This is a genomic window from Okeania sp., from assembly GCF_983059655.1.
On sequence record NZ_CEZPJD010000018.1, the window covers coordinates 1 to 20,878 of the forward strand.

Genomic DNA, 20,878 nt, shown 5'->3' on the forward strand with positions numbered 1-20,878 from the left:
GCTAGACTGGAGGTGATTTTTATTAGTTATCTTAGTTATCTATATAGAAGCGATCGCTCTACTGAAAATCCCCACTAAATTGTCATTGTGTGAAGCTCAAAAAATCGCCGAGGTTTTTGCCTTGCATTCCCCAAATAATTGTGAGATAATTTAACTATAAGGGTTAACTCGCCCCTGCACTTGACTTTTTATTCAATCAAGAAATACACATAAAATACTCAGCACTATCTACCACAAATAGTCTGGAGAAATAAAAGACACAAATATGGCTAGACTGGAGGTGATTTTTATTAGTTATCTTAGTTATCTATATAGAAGCGATCGCTCTACTGAAAATCCCCACTAAATTGTCATTGTGTGAAGCTCAAAAAATCGCCGAGGTTTTTGCCTTGCATTCCCCAAATAATTGTGAGAGAATTTAACTATAAGGGTTAACTCGCCCCTACGCTTGACTTTTTATTCAATCAAGAAATATACATAAAATACTCAGCACTCACTACCACAAATAGTCTGGAGAAATAGAGGTGATTTTTATTAGTTACCTATATAAAAGCGATCGCTCTACTGAAAATACCCGCTAAATTTTCATTCTGTGAAGCACCAAAAAAACACCTAGGTTTTTGCCTTGCATTTCCAAAATAATTGTGAGATAATTTAACTATAAGGGTTAACTTGCCCCTACGCTTGACTTTTTATTCAATCAAGAAATATACATAAAATACTCAGCACTCACTACCACAAATAGTCTGGAGAAATAGAGGTGATTTTTATTAGTTATTTGTTGATAGCGATGTAGCTATCGCACTTGCTGTGTCAACGCTCTACTGAGAACCCCCACCCAATTGTCATTCTGTGAAGCTCAGAAAAATCCCAAGGGTTTTTTGCCTTGCATTTGTCAAATAATTGTGAGATAATTTAACTATAAGGGTTAACTCGCCTATATGCTTGACTTTTTATTCAATACAAAAATAGTATTTCACCTACATATAAATTCTCAGTAATTTTCAATTAGAAGAAATTTAAATACCCCTTCAATCGAAAATCTAGTTATTTAACAGTGGATTTTCTTGATAAAATTCAGGCTTTTTAAACACTAAAAAATGTTGTTGTGGTAAAAAATCATCAGTCTCTTGCCAAACCAAACCCACAGAATTCATTTCTTTTTTCACCTGCTTCTCAGTCATTTTGTGCAAACCTTTAATCATAATCATCGGATTTTCACCGCGATATTCCAATAAAATAACCCGTCCACCAGGCTTCAAAGCAGCAACTATTCCTAACATCATTTCTCGCGGATATTCAAACTCATGATAAGCATCAACTAACAAAGCAACATCAACAGTAGAAGGAGACAAATTAGGATTATCTACATCCCCTAAAACCGTCTCAATATTAGTAATATTTTCCTCATTTTTAACAAAATTAATTAACTCCAACATTTCCGGTTGTACATCTACCGCCATCACCTTACCTTGAGAAATTAAAGGACTAATTCTAAAAGTAAAATAACCAGTACCAGCACCAATATCTGCCACAACATCTGTAGGTTTTAAATCAAGATCATCGATAGCATTTTGAGGATTTTCTCTATAACTTCTACTAGGTCTTTCTAACCATCCAGCACCTTCATGACCCATAACTTTAGCTATTTCTCGACCTAGATAAAATTTCCCAATACCTTCCGGATTATGGATAGTTTTATATTGATAAACTCTATCTGAACTAGCAACTACGTTAGTTTTGATAGCACAAGCATTTAAGAGGAAACCTAGAATAGCTATAGATAAAATTATAGCTACATTTTGAAAATAGTTCCTGAACTGTTTATCCATTGCTAAGTAGAATTAAATAACTGAAATAATATACCATATTCTATTAAATCAAGAAGTTAATAAAAAACAAAAAAACGTAAAATTTATTTGCTTATACTTGCCTGATATTTATCTATTTTTATTATTTTTAAATAGGATTATAAACTACTATTTATATGGTAATATTTGATTTTTTACTAATCAATAATTACTCATTATTTTTAAATAAACAATTCAGCAAAATAAATATAAATTAATCTTCTACTTTCAAGGAAGAAATTAAAATATGAAATAATTAATTATTGGATGAATTCAACTCAATAATTCATGGATTTAAGCAGAAATAAATAATCTTAAATTTAATAAATTTAGTTACAAAATAATTAAAAAGCAAGATAAATATTCCCTATTTTACTAGATTGGTATATATTCTAATTAGAGATACAAATTATTGTATCAATTCAAGCAATCAACAAAAATTAGTTGGTAAATTAATATAATTATGCCTCAAGAATATAATAAATTAGTGCGCGATCGCATACCAGAAATTATCCGTAAAAATGGTTTAGAATGTGAAACTATCACTCTCTCAGAAACAGAATATCGCCAAGCATTACGAGAAAAACTTATTGAAGAAGCTCAAGAAGCAGCAACAGCAAATAACAGTGAATTAGCCATAGAAATAGCCGATTTATTAGAAGTAGTAGATGCTTTACTCAAAAGCTATGGCATTTCTCATAATCAAATTACACTCGAACGAGACCGAAAACGCGCAACTAAAGGAGATTTTGAGCAGAAAATCATGTTATTGTGGACAGAAGAAAATACTACTAAATAGAAACCATTAAAAATGTCAATAAAAAACATATCAACTAATACATCTTGGGAAAAAATTGTGGGTTACTCCCGTGCAGTACGAATAGATAATTTTGTTTACGTTTCAGGCACTACTGCTACGGATAAAACAGGAGAAATTATTAGTACAGATGCTTATGAACAAACTGTACAAATTATCCAGAATATTGAAACAGCCTTACAGACAGTAGGAGCAAGTTTAAAAGACGTAGTGAGAACCAGAATTTATGTCACAAATATTGATGAATGGGAACAAATAGGTAAAGCACATAGTAATTTTTTTGGTGAGATTAAACCAGCTACTACGATGGTAGAAGTAAACCGTTTAGTATCTCCAAAAATGTTAGTAGAAATTGAAGCTGATGCTTATATTTCAAAATAATAATAAAGATGATAAATATCTGCCTAATACTTAATAGTACCGTAGATAAAATTAAACAATTAATAATTACTTCTCCTTCAAATATGAAATGTATTTCCAATTGTTACCTATTCCCTGCTATAGTGTTCTCAAATGAAATGTAAATCTAGATAGAACTTTTTTCTAATCAAAAAATCCTGTCTTGAGTATCCATTAATTATTGTACAAAGCTAATATTTAATAGTGTTTTTTATTATTTACTGTTCCCTGTTCCCTTTTGAGCAAGGCTCTGTTTCCGCATTTCAAATGAAAAGGCTATATATATTGAATTTTTAGTAATGAATAGAATAAGAATTGCCAGAGATAAAGCAGATTTAGTCAAAGCTTTAACCGAGTCAGAAGAAAAAACAGGTCCTTTTAAAACTTATGCTGATGTAATGATATTTGCAGCATCTTTAGCCATTAAGAAAAACCACAGAATTCCATTAACAGAAATATCTCAAAGAGAACCGGGTCCAATTAGTATAGAAGTGTTTTGGTCTAGGGGATATGAAAGTATAATTAAATTAATCGCGATCGCCGACACAAAAGATACAAAAATTATCTCTCCAGCAAATGAAGAAATAGAAGAGAATTGCATTAAAATATTTGAAGAATATGCCAATGGAGGACTAGAAATATTACGAGATGAAATGCGGGGAGCAGTAAATTATTCAGAACGACTTTTATTATTCTTAATTTCTGAGAGGTATCAAAAATCTCAGCCAGAAACAGAATTTGACTTAACTAAATTTTTGAAATAAATTAAAGTTAAAAAATCAACAATCAACAATTCAAAATTAATCGTCACCTCTTCTGAAAAATTCTAGAATAGACCAAAAATAAATATCAATAAATTTTCTCCTTCGGCGCACTTTTTATAGCATCCTTTTTTTTAGTTGGTATAATTTGCATCTCAAGTAAAAATACCATACTTATTGAAGAAGGAAGCGGGAGCTGTTTTTAAAACTTTTGACTTTTAATTTTTGACTTTTGACTTATAGTCTAGATGCGCCCATACAGGTATGATGACGATATTGAGCATCAAAAAGGGAACGCAAATTAAAGAATCATGCGAATTTTATTTGTGGCAGCTGAAGTAACTCCTTTAGCCAAAGTTGGTGGTATGGCCGATGTAGTAGGAGCCTTACCCAAAGTGCTACGGGCCATGGGTCACGATGTCCGTATTCTTATGCCTTACTATGGCTTTCTGAGCGACAAAATGGAAATTCCAGAAGAACCCATCTGGGAAGGAAATGCTATGTATCAAAGCTTTGGCATTTATGAGACGGTACTACCAAAAAGTGATGTACCGTTGTATCTGTTTGGTCATCCTAGCTTTTGGCCACGTCGTATCTACTACGGAGATGACGAAGACTGGAGGTTCACTCTATTTGCTAATGGAGCGGCTGAGTTTTGCTGGAATGGTTGGAAACCAGATATTATTCATTGCAATGACTGGCACACAGGCATGATACCAGTTTGGATGAACGAAACCCCAGATATTAAAACCGTATTTACTATTCATAACCTAGCTTATCAAGGACCTTGGCGCTGGTACTTGGAAAGAATTACTTGGTGTCCCTGGTACATGGAAGGCCATAACACAATGGCAGCAGCAGTTCAGTTTGCAGATAGGGTAACTACTGTTTCTCCCACTTATGCTGGTCAGATCCAAACACCTTCCTATGGGGAACGCCTAGATGGTTTAATGTCTTTTGTAAGCGGGAAACTACAGGGCATCCTCAATGGTATCGACATGAACTTTTATAATCCAGCTAATGACAGATATATTGCTCAAACTTATACCGTCGATACCCTGGAGAAACGTGCTGATAATAAAATTGCTCTTCAAGAAGAGGTAGGTTTTGAAGTAAATAAGAATACCTTTCTTGTCGGAATGGTATCCAGACTGGTAGAGCAAAAGGGACTCGATCTAATGTTGCAAGTCTTGGATCGGTTTATGGCCTACACCGATAGTCAGTTTATTTTGTTGGGCACGGGCGATCGCTTCTATGAAACCCAAATGTGGCAGATAGCTACTCGTTATCCTGGTCGTATGAGTGTGCAACTTTTATATAATGATGCACTATCTCGACGGATCTATGCAGGAACTGATGCTTTCTTAATGCCCAGTCGATTTGAGCCTTGTGGCATTAGTCAATTGTTGGCCATGCGTTATGGTAGTGTACCTATTGTACGTCGCACAGGAGGGTTAGTTGATACAGTATCTTTCCATGACCCAGTTAACAATGCTGGTACTGGCTATTGTTTCGATCGCTATGAACCACTAGACTTCTTTACTGCAATGGTTAGAGCTTGTGAAGCTTTCCGCTTTAAAGACCAATGGCAAGAATTACAGAAACGTGGCATGAGAGAAAACTTTAGTTGGGACAAATCAGCTCAGGAGTATATTAAAATGTATAAATCGATACTTGGCTTACCTGAGGAAGAAACAGCAGTAGAAAAAGAACCTGAATTAGTACAGTAATAAATTTAGAATAGGAACTGGGGTGAATTTCCCCAATTCCTTCAGGTTAAAATTATTAGATAGGATCAATCTATTAGTTGATTTATTTTGCTTGATTTATTTTAAATTTTTTCTTGCTCTTTTTTCTTTCCATCTTTAGTGTATTTTTCAATTAGAGTATTAAATACATTATCAGCAAAGCGATCGCTAAAACCGACTAGAAAAGATAGAATCAAAATTACTTCAGTAGTTATTTTTTCTGATGTTAATAGAGATAAGCCAGAAATAAGAATCAGATAAAAAGCAGAGCCAAGAACAATTCCTTGTACCGATCTAGTAACAGTCCATTTAAGCACATTACCAAATTCATAAATTGGTTGACGATTAAAGCGATAAATCATTGCTGCAAAGCTACCTATAAAACTCCAGAAAACAACAGGCCAAGGAATATTAATTAATGGAAGTTTTAGTTCATTCAAAGATTTTTCTCCCACTGAAACTAAAGGCCCATAAAATAATCCCCCAACAATCATCACTAAAATAATTCCCACAATAGTTATAGTAACTAAACCAGTAGTTACCCTTGCCTTCTGTAGATCGAAGTTTACTAACTTTTCAACCAAATAACGCCTCTTTTCAATATCAATCATTATCCCTATAGTAGCTTGTGCTTCGTCACTTAAAACATAGATATTTTTATCTCGATCGTCTTGATTATTGCGGTCTTTATTATCTTTATTCTGACTAATAGAAATTTGTTCATTTTCTGATTTTTTTACTAGATTTTTGATTAAATCAAAAGAATTGATGATGTCTTCAGAATTTGAATTTTTAATTATCTCGACTAAAGTTTGATGGGAAACTACGTTGTTTTGCTGCTTGGATAATTTTATTTCAGTTTTGTGGTTCTCTATATCGAATTTTCCCATCAAATTATTGAGCTTTTCCAGCAACTTGCTAATAACACTCAAATGGGTTTCTGCCTCCTCCCGAATTTCTTTATATCCAATTTTAGAAACCATATTTGCAACTAATTCTTTACTAGATGAAGCTGGGTATAAAGCCAGAATAAATGAATTATTTAACTTAGATATTTGCAGATTTACTTCATCTGCTATATTTCCCAGAGATTGTAGTAGAGCCTTATCTTCTTCAGGAGTTGCACCTAATTGAGACTCTATACCTCTAATCTTTTTAAGATATAGCGCTGTGCGCAGGCAACAGGCAACAGCTCATCTGGCAACAGAGGGAATAAATTGCCGATAACATAAGACTTTTAGCTATTGGGCAAATCCTGCAATTTGTAAATATACCAGCGCTCATTGCTATAACTTTCTGCAGAAACTAATTTATTTTCTTGATTAATATCATCTTTTTTCGGATTTTTTATTAGTTTTCTCCAGTAGAAATCTGCAAAAAAAGACAGTGGAAATTTAACTTCCCATTCTTGTTCTACATAACCTGTTGATATTGGAATAGGTTGACGAATTTTATCTAACTCATCCATACTCTCTTTGACTGTAAAAAATTGAGTTATTTTTCCTTTGATTTGCTCTATTTGAGTTAGGATACGCTGAGTATATTCTTTGTTCAAGGGGATGAATTTCACATCATCTTGAATACCTTTAGTGATTTTAATACTTTTACGGACAAAAACATTTGAGTTCCCTTGATTGATGTTTTGAATAAAATTTTGATTTCCAGAAAGAATACCTGGGTCTTTACCTAAATAATCACCTCTACTAACATTTTCCTTGATTTTTTGTTTAACATCATCTACATCTTTCTGCAAAGCTTTTATTTTATTAGTTAGCCTTTGTATTTGTCTAACATACTCTTGAAAATCTGTTGAATAATTAGATTTAAGTTCTGTTTCAAATAGATGTTGAACTTCTTCCGCTTCTCTCGCAAAATCAGGTTCTGTTTTTATTTTTATTTGTAAAGTATCAGCAATTATCTTTAAAGTTTGAGTCGGTGATTCTTCACCATTGCTTGCTTCTAATTGATTCAACACTAACCTGGTTTGAAAATCTTCCTCAAGCTCTTCTTTAGTTTTTTGTCTTAGAGAAGCTATTTTTTGAAGCGTTGTTTGAGCTATTTTTGAGCCAGCTTCTTCCGTAAAACTGTTAACTAAAACCGATAATAAAAATGGGACAACAGAAGTTTCCATAACCAATTACCTAAAAATCTTGGTCTAAAGCCTACCCTTTTAAGGGGATAAAAAGCAGTCGTTTGCTTTGCAACGCTGGCGCGAAAAGCAGAGCTTCCCGTAGGGTGGGATGGCGAGGTCTCGGAGCTATATCCAATGGACTAAGAGAAAAGAGAATTCCGTATTTCAAGCCTCCTTATTGCAGAGGTACTGATAACTGATAACTGATAACTGATAACTGAAATGACCCTAGTTATTTATTGGTTTAAATATCAAAATAAATATGATAAACACCCTAGTATTTTTAGCAAGAGTTAGGCAAAAAAACTCTCCCATACTTCCCTACTCCCCTACTCCCCCACTGCTTAAAAAAGACTTTTCAGCAAGTCCTAATTAATAAATTTGTCAATAATTAATCATAAATATATACAGCAGATTCGGTCGTATATGAAGTACAGATATTAACAAGTAAATAGAGCAGATTTCCAACTAATGCGGTACAACTGGGGTAAATATTTTTTGCTTGTTCACTACCCTAATTCCCGTCTTTTTTATTGCTTACTCTCTACTCCCTTAAAGCATCAATATATGTACCTCATAACTTGGGAAACTGCTGTATCTACAATATGGACATCTTGCCCGCTATAAGCATACTTCACTGCTGATGGAATTTGCTGTAAAAAAAATTATTTTTCTAAATTTTAGTCAAATAAATCAAGTGGTAAATAACCATAAGTTCCATTAATTCCTGTCGCTTCAGCAGACTGACAAGAAACTAATACCCCTCTATATTCTCCGACATAAGATTCAATATGATATAACTCTTTCATGCCATTAAATTTGATATAAACTGAACCTTCAATTGCCCCCAAATTAGAATCATCAATTAGAGTGGTATGATATCCTAACGCCCCTAGATAGCTTTCTAAAGCAGATAAAGCATCAGTAATAGATTCGGCACAAATTCCCAACATTTGATAGTCAGACAAATTAGCTAATAGCAAAATTGCAGCTTGAGTAATAGCTTTTTCCTCTGGTGAATCTACTAACTTAATGTTTTTACAGGTAAATTTATGGAGAATTTCTTCAGCTTGAGCAACAGTGAGATTCTGAATGTTTTGAGTAGACATATAATACTGTAAATTGTATGACGATAATATCTGTAATATTGGTTGGATAACAGGAGTTTTATAAAAATTATACAATTTTCAATAACTCAATTAATTAAAGTTAATCAATGACAGCCTAATATTACATCTATCATATTGTCTAATATTATCTCTCTTTGAATAACCACAATAAAAAACTTAGTAGAGACGTTGCATCAACGTGTGTAGGTCTTAGGGAAGAGAAAACAAGGAGAAATTTGTTTGTGCAGTATTCCGCACCTAAAAAATATTCTCACTTATACCAGTTCCCAACAATAATGCTATACCTCATTAAAAATTCAGTTATTAAGTGATAATAATAGTTTAGCAATGTTTGTGACAATTATCAGTATTAAACCAAAATATCTTATCTCTTTTAATCCTAGTTATTACTCCAGTAAATCAAGAAAATGCAGCAAAATTTTTGACGTTTGACATTAGAAATAATAACATTTTTAATATTGCTAATTAATGAGACTTGATATAAGGTAAAAAATTTATAAGAGTTAACTAAGAACCAGATAACATATAAAAGACTTCACCTGTATGTATGAAAAATACTATATTAACCAGCCTATTATTATACTTCCTACTCTTCAACCCCTTAAATAATTAGCGATATCAAGATACTGGACTTAATACTTACTTTTGAACTTTCATGTAATAATTGACAGGAAGCTTGAACATGAGTTATTATCACTCTTAATCAACTGTAGCCATCCTAAGATATAATATGAACATGAGCTACATATAGAGAAAATTAACCGTCAGTATTTAGATGAGTAACATTTTTTCAAAACCTATTGAAAAAAATTATATTATATTATCTAAGTAAAATTTTTTTATGAAACAATATTTTTGATGATTAACTATAAGTTTAGTAAAATTCATTATATAGATAAACTAGAAAAACTTGCTATCTTGCTATCCATAAATAAAAAAAGTAATTTATGACTATATTCATAGGTCTTAAGTTGTATCAATACTTTTTAAATTTATCCATTACATTAACCCCTTCCTATTTTTCTTAAAAAATATCGCACAAACAAAATATCTACATAGAAATATAGAAGGAATATAGAATAAAGATTCTCAATAACTAATTACCAAATAAATAAAATAATCCTTAGATCGAATAAATAAAATTATAATAGAAGTAGTAAACTCAGGAAATTAATTATCAGTGAAAATATCATTAGTTGTTAGTGACTTATCAACCAGTGGTGTGGGAAGATGGGGAGGCGCAGTGCGTCCTTTCTTATTATCTCAAGCACTAAAAAAACTACAAGTAGATGTAGAAATTGTGGGCTTTGTTAGTGGAGAAAAACAACAACTAACAACTAATCAGGAAAATACTATTATTGCCATAGATAGCCACAATTACTATCCCAAATTTTTATTATCAGCCAAACAACTTTTAGATAAAATAACAGGAGACATAATTTACGCCTACAAATTAAAACCTACCAGTCTAGGTTTATCTCTACTCAGAAAAATGCAAACCCATCGCCCAGTATTTTTAGATATAGACGATTGGGAGTTAAGCTGGCATGGAGGAGATAATTGGAAATATCATCCCAGTCTGAAACAATTAGCCAGAGATATTTTGAAACCAGAAGGAGCATTAAGACAACCAGACCATCCCTTTTATTTAAAATGGATAGAAAGTTTTGTTTCCAAAGCAGACAGGGTAACTCTACACAATCAATTTCTCAAAAAACGCTTTGGTGGGACTTATTTACCAAATGGAAAAGACACCACTTTATTCGACCCAACCAAGTACGATCCAGAGGTAAGTAGAACCCTTTATGGCTTGAATAATTATAAAATTTTAATGTTTCCAGGGGCACCACGACCCTATAAAGGTGTAGAAGACGTGTTAATAGCCCTAGAGAATATCAATCAGCCAGATTTAAGGTTGGTCATTGTCGGAGGTAGTCCTTATGATGATTATGACCGTCAACTAATGGAAAGATGGGGTAATTGGATAATTAAAATGCCAAAATATCCACCTACAGTTATGCCAGAAATTGTAGCCGCCGCCCATATTGTAGTAGTCCCCCAGAGAGATACTCCAGAAGCTCAAGCACAATTTCCATTAAAACTAACTGATGGTATGGCAATGGCCAAACCAATTATTGCCACAAAAGTAGGGGACATACCAGAAATTGTAGGCGATACTGGCTATTTAGTCGATCCGAGTTCTCCCGAACAAATTGCAGCACAAATTAAACTAATATTTAATGACTTAGCCACAGCAAATACCAAAGGTATGAAAGCTAGAGAAAGATGTATTAAATATTATAGTATTGATGCTATGGCAGCCATTTTATCAGAGTTAATCAAAATTTAGCGAGAAGGTATTAAGAGTAGTAAAAATTGAGATAATCTAAGATACCAGGAAAATATAAATGTCTAAAAAAGAATTTATTTTAAGATTTATTCGGCGTTATCCTTTCCACATAATAGGAAATATTATATTAGGCTTTGCCGGAGGATTATTTAACGGAGTTAATACAGCTCTAATAGTACCTATACTACTGCAAATTTCTGGGCAAGAAATTGAACTGAAAGGCTCTCCACCTATAATTAAATTTTTCTTATCCCCTTTTGATGGAGTTCCAGAAAAGTATCGTCTTGTGGTGATGCTTTTAGCCGTCATATTAACTATTGTTCTGAAAAATTCAACTACATATTTCAGGAGCTTGTTATCAGTAGCTTTTACTCGTAGCCTCACAAATAGTATTAAATCGGAAATGTTTCAAACATTAATGGACAGCGATTTAGATTTCTTCACAAAAGTAAAAGTAGGAGATTTAACAAAACGTTTAGGCTCAGATACAGCTCAATGCACGCAAACTATTAATGCTTATATTAATCTAGTAACCCAATCAATAACTATTTTATTATTTGTCAGCATATTAATTTCTATCTCTTGGCAACTTACTTTAATTTCTACTCTATTGGTAAGCTTAATAGCAGGTATTAATCAATTATTTATCCGTCGTTCAAAGCAATATGGTTCTTTGTTGAACCGGGAACAAAAAACTTATGCAATTAAAGTTATTGAAACTCTCAATGGTATCCGCTTAATTAAATCAGTAAGTACTGAAAATAGAGAATATAAACAGTTAAGAAAATTAATGCTTTCCTTGGAAAACATAGCGCTGAAAGCCAAAATGAATTCAGCATTAATAGCACCAGTTAATGAAGTGACAAGCATAATTACGGTAATCAGTATTTTATTATTAGGTAGAACCTTATTTGTCGATCAAGTTGCCAACCTCTCTGCTATCCTACTTACCTATCTTTTAGTTCTATTTCGTTTACTGCCAATGGTATCAGGAATTAATGGTACTCGTAATCAAATTGCCAAAGGGTCTGCTAGTTTTGATATGGCTGTAGACTTATGGAGAAGAGATAATAAACCAATTATGAAACCTGGTTCAATACCCTTTCAAAAAGTTAGGAGGAAAATTCATTTTAATAAAATTTCTTTCTCTTATCCAGGTAATAGTAATTTAGTTCTCAAAAATGTTGATGTATCTGTACCTAAAGGTAGAACCTTAGCATTAGTGGGAGGTTCGGGAGCAGGTAAGTCAACATTTGCTGACCTACTACCAAGATTTTATGACCCTATATCTGGTTCCATTACCATAGATGGCATTGACTTACGTGAGTTCGATATTACCAGTCTCAGAAGAAAAACAGGTATTGTTAGTCAAACTACTCATTTATTCAACGACACAGTCAGAAATAATATTTTTTATGCTCGCCCTGATGCCACAGAAGATGAAATGATTCAAGCAGCCAAACAAGCTAATGCTTATGATTTTATTATGGAATTGCCAAAGCAATGGGAGACCGAAATAGGCGATCGTGGTGTTATGCTTTCTGGGGGTCAACGTCAACGCTTGGCTATTGCTAGGGCATTATTGCAAGATCCAGAAATATTAATCTTAGATGAGGCCACCAGTGCCCTTGATACTGTTTCTGAGCGTTTGGTGCAGGAGGCCATCGATAAATTAAGTCGAGACCGAACAGTTTTAGTCATTGCCCATCGTCTCTCAACAATTCAAAATGCAGACCAGATAGCTGTTTTAGAGCGTGGAAATTTAGTGGAAATTGGCACTCATTTAGAACTTCTAGAAAAAGAAGATGGTTACTATCGCCGTCTCTATTCTATACAGTTTGGCGACGAATCTAAGGCAGATAATTATATTGACCAACAACTTTTGACTAAGGCATCTTATGAAGCTCGTGGATCTCTCAATCAAATTATTGGTTCTTTAAGACTATTAGCTGATGAAATAGTTGATACACCCGAAGAACAAGCAGAACTTACTGAGGAAGCTTTTCAGTCAGCAATTTCTCTGTTAAGAACCCTAGAAATATTTGAAAATCAAATGGTAAATGAGAAGAAAGGCTAACACTTAAAGTTTTATTAGCTTAGTTATGATTATGATTATTATGAATAATTAATCCAAAATTTTGATATTGATATATTTTAGATAATTAGCTGATTTTTGACTTTTAACTTCCGCGTAGCAGCACTAAAACGCTAAATAGAGTTTTATCAAAATAATTGGGTAGCACAACTCCGTCTTTTAAGGCCAAATATTTTTGGAGCCTTGCTCAAATCACTATTATAAATATAACTTCTGACTTCTGACTTAGTTAACGCTTCCATTTTTCAAATATCCATTTTTGCAAAATAGGATTGACTAATTCCGGTGCCTCATCTTGAGGACAATGACCAACCCCAGGTAAAGGAATAAACTTTTCTACTGTTTCAAACTTAGCAAATTCCTTTGCCAATTCAATATTTTCCCAGGGGTCTTCCTCTCCCCATAAAATGACAGCCGGACATGGTAATATTGGCAATAAATCTTCGGGTAAAGGTCCTTGAGAATAACCAGTAAAAGCCACAAAAACATCAACCGCTCCCTCATCTTTTGCTGGTGTTAAGAGTAGTTCAATTAATTCATCAGTAACAGCTTCAGAACGTTTATAAGCCTGCAATAATACTCGTCTGACTGTTTTCTTTGTTGCTAACTGATTAAAAAATATTTGACTTATCCACTTGACTTTGAGCATTTTTTGTACTATGGATGCCCCTTGACTACGATACCAAGGAAGAGTAGCTCTTTTCCGTTCGTGCAAAAGTCGCAAAGAACAATTGATAATTCCTATACCTAAAGCAATATCTTGATAATCAACTGCCGCCTGCATCACCGCAATACAACCAACAGAATTTCCAATCAGAAAAGCAGGGACACCAACTATTTCTCTACAGAAATCAGCAATTTGTTGGCCCCATGTTTCAAATGTATAGGTAACATCTTTACTTGGAGTTGGTTTAGCTGAAGCACCAAAACCAAGTAAGTCAATAGCATAACAGCGACAATTGGTAGCCAGTACAGGGATATTTTTGCGCCAGTGTCCCCAGGAAGCACCAAAACCATGTACTAATACTACAGAAGGGCCTTTTTCTCCTTGGCTTTGATAGCAGATCGGCCAGCCTCGCCATATCCAAGTTTTAGGGGTAGTCATCAAATTTAATACCATTTCTCACGCATTATTGCTACATCTCTTTGAGAGTAGGGAGTAGGGTTCAAAGACATAAGATATCTTTGTTTAATGCCGATAATCGTTACAAACATTGCTGAACTATTATTATTACTTAATAGCTAATGTTGCATCGGAAGTATAGCATTATTTTTGGGAATTGGTATAAGATGTATCGATAGTCAGCTTTATTGTTTGTTGATATATGTAGTGTTTCTCAAGTTACTTGAGGTACATTTTTTCTTCTTTTCTATCTTGGTGTGTGTTACAGATGCATTTGTCGGCTGGCTAAGGCGCGACTTGCTGGCCCTTTGTTCCAACCTCTATCGCACTCTACTAGCGTGTCAAGCTGAAAATGGTGTATTAAATTTTTTAGTATAATTCTTGCTCTGGCTAAGGTTTGGAGAATTTTCCTAAAACACTATTTCAAGCTTGACGTGCCACTACTGGGTCGCATCGCTATTCCCTATTTCCCGAATTATTACTCTGTACGGACGTTTTACGCAAGGTCCCTATCTAATCTACTCCCTAATTAAGAAATAGGATTCATTGATAGATAATTGATAATTACTTCTGGTTAAAACCGCTACGGAATTGAATATAAGGAATATTCTCTTTTCTCTTAGTCAATTGGATATGGCGAGGAGACCCGTTTTTGCGAACCTGCTCCGCTAATGCCATCCCTTGACCGCTTTTTTCCCCTTAAAAGGGGAGGCTTTAAACCAGAATTATTTAATTATTAATTATATTGTAAGAGTTTTAAATGTTTTATCTAAAATAAATTTTGATATTAGCGTTTTTATTTTCATAATTATACTTTGTTTTCAAGTATAGTTACCATTCATCACTAATATGAAAAACGCTAGATAACAACCCTCAATTAGTTGTGACAATTTTTATAATAGTTAATTTTAACTGAAAACCTTTACGTTTAACATTTAAAATAATCATCAAAATCTTGTTAAATGTTAAATTATTCAACTCTAGAATACTAAAACATTAAAAATGTCAGCAATTTACCCTACATCAACTCTACCATTTATAGGTTCAGAAATTGAACCAGACTACACCACTGCTAAAGTAGCAATTTTACCAATTCCTTATGAAGCAACTACCACTTATAGAAGGGGTTGTGTTAATGGTCCATCGGCAATATTAGATGCGTCTCAACAGTTAGAATGTTATGACGAAGAATTAGACCGAGAAACTGGTTTAGAAGTTGGTATCTATACCCATGAATCTATAGCAGATACTGGTAATGGAAAAAAAATATTACCATTAAATATGCTAAAAATAACTCAAGAAACAGTAGAAAAATTAGTGAAGGATGGAAAATTTGTCATTGCTATAGGTGGAGAGCATAGTATTACAAATGGAATTGTTAAAGCTTATAGAAAAATATATTTAGATGAAAAATTTACAGTAATTCAAATAGATGCTCATGGCGATTTACGTTATGAATATGAAGGTTCAATATATAACCATGCCTGCGTAATGCGACGGATAATTGAAATGGAATTGCCAACAATACAAATCGGTATTCGTGCGATTTGCAAAGAAGAAGCAGATTTAATCAAAAAGAAAAATCTCACAGTTTTTCGTGCAAGAGAAATAGCTATTCAGCCAGATTGGATAGAAAGAGCGATCGCTAGTATTCCGACTAAACGAGTTTTTTTAACAATAGATTTAGATGGAATTGACCCAACATTAATTCCTGGAGTTGGTACACCAGAACCGGGTGGACTAAATTGGTATTCTTTAACTACATTTTTGCGGAAATTATTTGAATTACACCAAGTAATAGGTTGTGACATTATGGAATTAGCTCCGATAGTTGATTCTGTAGTATCTGAATTTACAGCAGCTAAATTAATCTATAAACTTATTGGGTATCAGGCATTAGCTCAAGGCTGGTAAAAATATGGGATATGATAGAAAAACATTTGTTATAAGTAAGGTAATTTTTGAAAGGTAATAGATATATGATTTTAACTGAAATGACAGGAACAGAAATTGATAATTATGCTCCAGATTTTGAATTGCCAGGAGTAGATGGTGAGGTTCATCATTTAGCAAGATATTTAGAAACTTTTAAAGTAATTTGTGTGATATTTTTGAGCAATCAATGCCCAGAAGTAGATTTATATGTTGAACGCATTAAAAAATTACAAAAATATTTTCAAAATCAAGGAGTAATCATAATTGGAATGAATGCTAATGATGCGACAGTTTCTCCCACAGAGAGTTTTGAAAAAATGAAAGAATTTGCAGAGAATAATCAACTAAATTTTCCTTATATTAGGGATGTAACTCAAGATGTAGCAGAAAGCTTTGGAGTTGACAAAACACCCGAGGCTTTTTTATTAGATCGAGAAGGTAAGTTACGATATCGTGGGCTAATAGACGATAATGTTAATCAGCCAGAAGCAGTAAAAATTGCTTATTTACATCAGGCAATTGACCAACTTCTTCAAGATGAAGAAGTAACCCTATCCCATACAAAAGTTGTTGGTTGCTCAATTAAATGGCGCGATTCATTATCCATTAATGAATAATTACCTCTCTTTCAAAAAAAGAGAATTGATTTAAAGGAAAGTTTTTTCTCCTTTACCTTTAAGGCAGAGAGAGGCTTTTCATTAATGGATAATTGATAATGGATAATTGATAATTACAAGAAGGTTAAAACCGCTACGGAATTGAATATTAAGGAAATACTATTTCTTCTCTTGGTCGATTGGATATGGCGATCTTCGGAGCGGCTCTGCAAGAGCGGGTCTCCTCGCCATCCCACCCAACGGGTGCGCTGCGAAGAAAGAACTCCGTTCCACTGTCGCGATCAACCGCTTTTTTTTCCTTAAAATGGGAGGCTTTAAACCAGAATTATTAATTAGTTAATTATTCGGTAAGAATTCAGCCATCAGCTATTAATTTTGAGGAAGATAAAAGCAACCTTTATTCTTGAGAAAGAATAAAAGTTACTGGCAAAGTCCCCAGACTAAACCTGAAAGGTAATTACTAATTACTAATTGCTGACAGCTGACTGCTAATAGCTGTTTGCGCAGCATTCCGCAGGAAATGTTTACACATTAGACATATCTAATAATAAAAAATCAAATCAATTATCGCACTCTAATTCATCAATTATTTCTCCCTATTCCCTACTCCCTACATAGGAGAAGTCTATATATTCTATGCAACTTCAATATTAATTTAGTAAGTTCCTATGCAAAATTAATTACACATCCTACTGACTTTCTGTTCCCTGTTCCCTCTCTCAACTAGGAAATTTATTTTGCACGACTACTTACCAAGAATAAATATAGTGGCAAAAAGCCGATCGACTGGTATCGTATTGTGGAAGCAACTTTAGTTGAGAAAAGACTAAAAGTATGGGGACAGTCGATCGACGGGTTTTGCTGAAATTGAGCGGCGAATCCTTGATGGGAAGTCTGGGCTATGGCATAGATCCGGCAGTAGTCCAAGGAATTGCTCAAGAAGTGGCCGAAGTAATGGCCACAGGAATTCAGATGGCAATTGTTGTTGGGGGCGGTAATATTTTTAGAGGTGTAAAAGCAGCCTCGAAAGGAATGGACCGAGCAACAGCAGATTATGTGGGCATGATTGCCACTGTAATGAATGCCATTACCTTACAAGATGCCCTAGAACAAGCAGGAGTACCGACAAGAGTCCAAACAGCGATCGCCATGCAGGAAATAGCTGAACCTTATATTCGCCGTCGAGCCATTCGCCATCTAGAAAAAGGCCGAGTGGTAGTTTTTGGTGCAGGTTCTGGTAATCCATTTTTTACCACTGATACTACTGCTGCTCTGAGAGCCGCAGAAATTGATGCAGAGGTAATTTATAAAGCCACTAAAGTCGATGGGGTCTATGATTCCGATCCAGAGAAGAATCCACAGGCCAAACGATACGAGTCCCTAACTTATGGGGAAGTATTAAGAGAAGACTTACGGGTAATGGACAGTACAGCGATCGCCCTTTGTAAAGAAAATAATATCCCGATTATTGTATTTAATCTTTCGGTTACGGGTAATATTCGTAAAGCCGTTATGGGAGAAAAAATTGGAACTATTGTGAGAGGTTTTGATGAATGAATATAGAAGAAGCTGAAAAGAAAATGAAAAAAGCAGTTGAAGCTACTCAAAGTTCCTTCAACACTATTAGAACTGGAAGAGCTAATGCTTCTCTTTTAGACAGAGTAATAGTTGAATATTATGGAGTTCCAACTCCACTCAAATCTATGGCAAATATTGGCATCCCAGATGCTAGTACCATTACTATTCAACCTTTTGATAAAAGTAGTCTGGGCTTAATTGAAAAAGCAATTAATATGTCAGATGTGGGCTTAACTCCCAATAATGATGGTTCTATTGTACGGCTAAATATTCCTCCACTCACCAGCGAACGTCGTCAGGAAATGGTTAAGTTAGCAGCTAAACTTGCTGAAGAAGGGAAAGTTTCTGTCCGCAATATTCGTCGTGATGCTGTAGATTCCGTTCGTAAACAGGAAAAAAAGAGCGATATTTCTAAAGATGAATCACGAGATTTGCAAGACAAAATTCAAAAGAAAACAGATAAATACGTCGCCAAAATAGATGAGTTATTAGCTGCTAAAGAGAAGGATATTACTACGGTTTAAAAAACTGTTTAAAACATAGGTAAGTAAAAGTCAGAAGTCAAAAAAAATTAGGTATTAGATGGTAGGTATTACATAAACGTTTTTCACTTATATCTGATGAGTAAATTAGTAAATTATTATTGCCTACCATCTATTTGCCATAATGGCTTGAGGAAACTCAAAAAAATCCGGTCTAATAATTGTAATTTCTAGTAGGACTTGCACAATTTTTGAGCTTTAATATACTAAACTCTTGTTATTAGAAGTAATACCCATTTTATGTGAAGTTGCATGAAATAAACTTCTCTCTATTAGAACTGATGAGTCACTTGGCAAACTCTTGTTGCAGACGGTCTACAACCTAGAACTTAATTGAACATTGTCAGGACTTACGCCAAAGCACTATATATAGCAGATAAAAACTATAGCACTATGGTACATATAGTGTTTTTGTTGGGAAAATGCGTAATTCCTGGTTATCTATTAATTAGACAAGACATTAAAAATCAAGTATGTTAAAAAAATATTAGGCATGATGGAGTCTTTGTAACTTTAACGCCGTAAGTTCTATAGATAGTTTGACAAAAACCAATGGTATATCTACCATAAGCCCACGCTTAATTAACTTTTTCCCATTGGACGAATTATTAAAAATCTAGTTATCTAAAAAATTGAAAAAAATGTTTGATTGTATAATTGTAGGAGCAGGCCCAGCAGGAGGTACAGCAGCTTATCATTTGGCAAAGAAAGGACGCTCCGTTTTAGTCATAGAAAAGGAATCTTTGCCCAGAATTAAAGCTTGTGGTGGTGGGGTATCTCCAGCTATTGCCCAGTGGTTTGACTTTGATTTCACTCCTGCAATTTCTCTCAAGGTCAAAAAAATTCGCTACACATGGAAATTAGAAGACCCCGTAGAAGCAAATTTACCTTCTGCAATGTGGATGGTTAAACGGGATATTTTCGATCATTTCCTGATCCAAAAAGCTCAAGGAGAAGGAGCAGAATTAAGAGAAAAAACAGAAGTTACAGGTATTGAATTTAAAAGCGATCATTGGGAAGTTCAAACAAATGGAGAACCTGTTACAGGTCGTTATTTAATTGCGGCTGATGGAGCAAAAGGCCCAATGGCTAAATGGTTAGGTTTTAAAGAGTCTAAAAAACGACAAAGTTTGGTTTTTGAAGCAGCATTAAAAGACCAAAATCAACAAGTTAATTTTGAATTTGGCTCAGTTAAAAATGGCAATATTTGGAGTTTTCCAAAAGCAGATTCTTGCTCAATTAATATTGCTACTTTTAGAGGAGGGGAACCCAAAAATTTATCCAAAGATTTGATGGAATATGCACAGAAAATTGGTTTAAGTGCAAATCAAAATGAATTATTAGAACATCCTATTTCTTTATGGGATGGAGATAAAAATCTCCACACAGAAAATGCAGTATTAGCAGGAGAAGCAGCAAGTATATTAGACCCCTTATCTGCTGAAGGAATTCGCCCCTCAATTTTCAGTGGTGTCAAAGCTGCTGAAGCGATAGATGAAGCATTAGGAGGTAATGGGGATGCTCTGAAGAAATATACTCAGATAATCAATGAAGAATGGGGTGCAGATATGGTTTGGGCAGGTCGTTTAGCAGGAGCATTTTATCGCTTTCCTAAAGTAGCTTATAAAGTGGGAGTTAAATTGCCAGTCGCTACCGAAGTAATGAGTAAAATTCTTTGTGGAGAATTGCGTTATGCGGATGTTGCTAACCGGGCAATTAAAAAACTCAGTGGTAGTTTTTTACCAGGAAGAGGTTAAATACGGTTTGCTCAATAAATTTAAAAAGCTTATACAGTAAGGATT

The 20,878-nt window shown here is 34.1% G+C and carries 16 protein-coding genes; 11 read left to right on the forward strand and 5 right to left on the reverse strand.

Annotated elements, in window-relative coordinates; genetic code table 11:
* Positions 1-1,043: 1,043 nt before the first annotated feature.
* Complete coding sequence (locus AC3DU7_RS02430) at positions 1,044-1,832, reverse strand: class I SAM-dependent methyltransferase (RefSeq protein ID WP_488037777.1); 789 nt, start codon at positions 1,830-1,832, stop codon at positions 1,044-1,046.
* Positions 1,833-2,313: 481 nt separating this feature from the next.
* On the opposite strand from AC3DU7_RS02430, the gene AC3DU7_RS02435 reads away from it, so the two are divergent.
* The 4 genes from AC3DU7_RS02435 (at position 2,314) to glgA (ending at position 5,557) form a co-directional block, all read left to right on the forward strand.
* Positions 2,314-2,649 (forward strand): pyrophosphohydrolase domain-containing protein, encoded by a 336-nt coding sequence (locus tag AC3DU7_RS02435; RefSeq protein WP_488037778.1) that lies wholly within the window; start codon positions 2,314-2,316, stop codon positions 2,647-2,649.
* 12 nt (positions 2,650-2,661) lie between these two features.
* Positions 2,662-3,048 (forward strand): RidA family protein, encoded by a 387-nt coding sequence (locus AC3DU7_RS02440; protein WP_488037779.1) that lies wholly within the window; start codon positions 2,662-2,664, stop codon positions 3,046-3,048.
* A gap of 317 nt (positions 3,049-3,365) precedes the next feature.
* A complete protein-coding gene (locus AC3DU7_RS02445; protein WP_488037780.1) occupies positions 3,366-3,830 on the forward strand; it encodes a DNA phosphorothioation-associated protein 4 in 465 nt (154 codons plus the stop codon).
* 308 nt (positions 3,831-4,138) lie between these two features.
* Positions 4,139-5,557, forward strand: coding sequence for a glycogen synthase GlgA (glgA, locus tag AC3DU7_RS02450; RefSeq protein WP_488037781.1), 1,419 nt, complete (start codon positions 4,139-4,141; stop codon positions 5,555-5,557).
* A gap of 101 nt (positions 5,558-5,658) precedes the next feature.
* Here glgA and AC3DU7_RS02455 read toward each other — a convergent pair whose 3' ends face one another.
* The 3 genes from AC3DU7_RS02455 to AC3DU7_RS02465 all read right to left on the reverse strand — a co-directional run bounded on the left by AC3DU7_RS02455 (position 5,659) and on the right by AC3DU7_RS02465 (position 8,815).
* Positions 5,659-6,558, reverse strand: a complete 900-nt coding sequence (locus tag AC3DU7_RS02455; RefSeq protein ID WP_488037782.1) for a hypothetical protein — start codon at positions 6,556-6,558, stop codon at positions 5,659-5,661.
* A 254-nt stretch (positions 6,559-6,812) separates the two neighbouring features.
* On the reverse strand, positions 6,813-7,706 hold the full coding sequence (locus AC3DU7_RS02460) for a hypothetical protein (protein ID WP_488037783.1): 894 nt from the start codon (positions 7,704-7,706) through the stop codon (positions 6,813-6,815).
* A 680-nt stretch (positions 7,707-8,386) separates the two neighbouring features.
* Positions 8,387-8,815 carry a DUF1824 family protein gene (locus AC3DU7_RS02465; protein WP_488037784.1) on the reverse strand — a complete coding sequence of 143 codons (429 nt, stop codon included), beginning with the start codon at positions 8,813-8,815 and terminating at the stop codon, positions 8,387-8,389.
* Between the two features lie 1,201 nt (positions 8,816-10,016).
* On the opposite strand from AC3DU7_RS02465, the gene AC3DU7_RS02470 reads away from it, so the two are divergent.
* Both AC3DU7_RS02470 and AC3DU7_RS02475 read left to right on the forward strand, forming a co-directional pair.
* Positions 10,017-11,186: a glycosyltransferase family 4 protein gene (locus AC3DU7_RS02470; protein WP_488037785.1), complete on the forward strand. Its 1,170-nt coding sequence runs from the start codon at positions 10,017-10,019 to the stop codon at positions 11,184-11,186.
* Between the two features lie 58 nt (positions 11,187-11,244).
* Complete coding sequence (locus tag AC3DU7_RS02475) at positions 11,245-13,263, forward strand: ABC transporter ATP-binding protein (protein WP_488037786.1); 2,019 nt, start codon at positions 11,245-11,247, stop codon at positions 13,261-13,263.
* 247 nt (positions 13,264-13,510) lie between these two features.
* Here AC3DU7_RS02475 and AC3DU7_RS02480 read toward each other — a convergent pair whose 3' ends face one another.
* Positions 13,511-14,386 carry an alpha/beta fold hydrolase gene (locus AC3DU7_RS02480; protein ID WP_488037787.1) on the reverse strand — a complete coding sequence of 292 codons (876 nt, stop codon included), beginning with the start codon at positions 14,384-14,386 and terminating at the stop codon, positions 13,511-13,513.
* Between the two features lie 1,020 nt (positions 14,387-15,406).
* Here AC3DU7_RS02480 and speB point away from each other — a divergent pair.
* The 5 genes from speB to AC3DU7_RS02505 all read left to right on the forward strand — a co-directional run bounded on the left by speB (position 15,407) and on the right by AC3DU7_RS02505 (position 20,833).
* On the forward strand, positions 15,407-16,318 hold the full coding sequence (gene speB, locus AC3DU7_RS02485) for an agmatinase (RefSeq protein ID WP_488037788.1): 912 nt from the start codon (positions 15,407-15,409) through the stop codon (positions 16,316-16,318).
* Between the two features lie 80 nt (positions 16,319-16,398).
* Positions 16,399-16,956, forward strand: coding sequence for a thioredoxin family protein (locus AC3DU7_RS02490; protein WP_488037798.1), 558 nt, complete (start codon positions 16,399-16,401; stop codon positions 16,954-16,956).
* A gap of 834 nt (positions 16,957-17,790) precedes the next feature.
* Positions 17,791-18,513, forward strand: coding sequence for a UMP kinase (pyrH, locus tag AC3DU7_RS02495; RefSeq protein ID WP_488037789.1), 723 nt, complete (start codon positions 17,791-17,793; stop codon positions 18,511-18,513).
* Positions 18,510-19,058 carry a ribosome recycling factor gene (gene frr, locus AC3DU7_RS02500; protein ID WP_488037790.1) on the forward strand — a complete coding sequence of 183 codons (549 nt, stop codon included), beginning with the start codon at positions 18,510-18,512 and terminating at the stop codon, positions 19,056-19,058. Before pyrH ends, frr begins: the two co-directional genes overlap by 4 nt.
* A gap of 659 nt (positions 19,059-19,717) precedes the next feature.
* Positions 19,718-20,833 carry a geranylgeranyl reductase family protein gene (locus tag AC3DU7_RS02505; RefSeq protein WP_488037791.1) on the forward strand — a complete coding sequence of 372 codons (1,116 nt, stop codon included), beginning with the start codon at positions 19,718-19,720 and terminating at the stop codon, positions 20,831-20,833.
* The last annotated feature ends 45 nt before the right edge of the window (positions 20,834-20,878 follow it).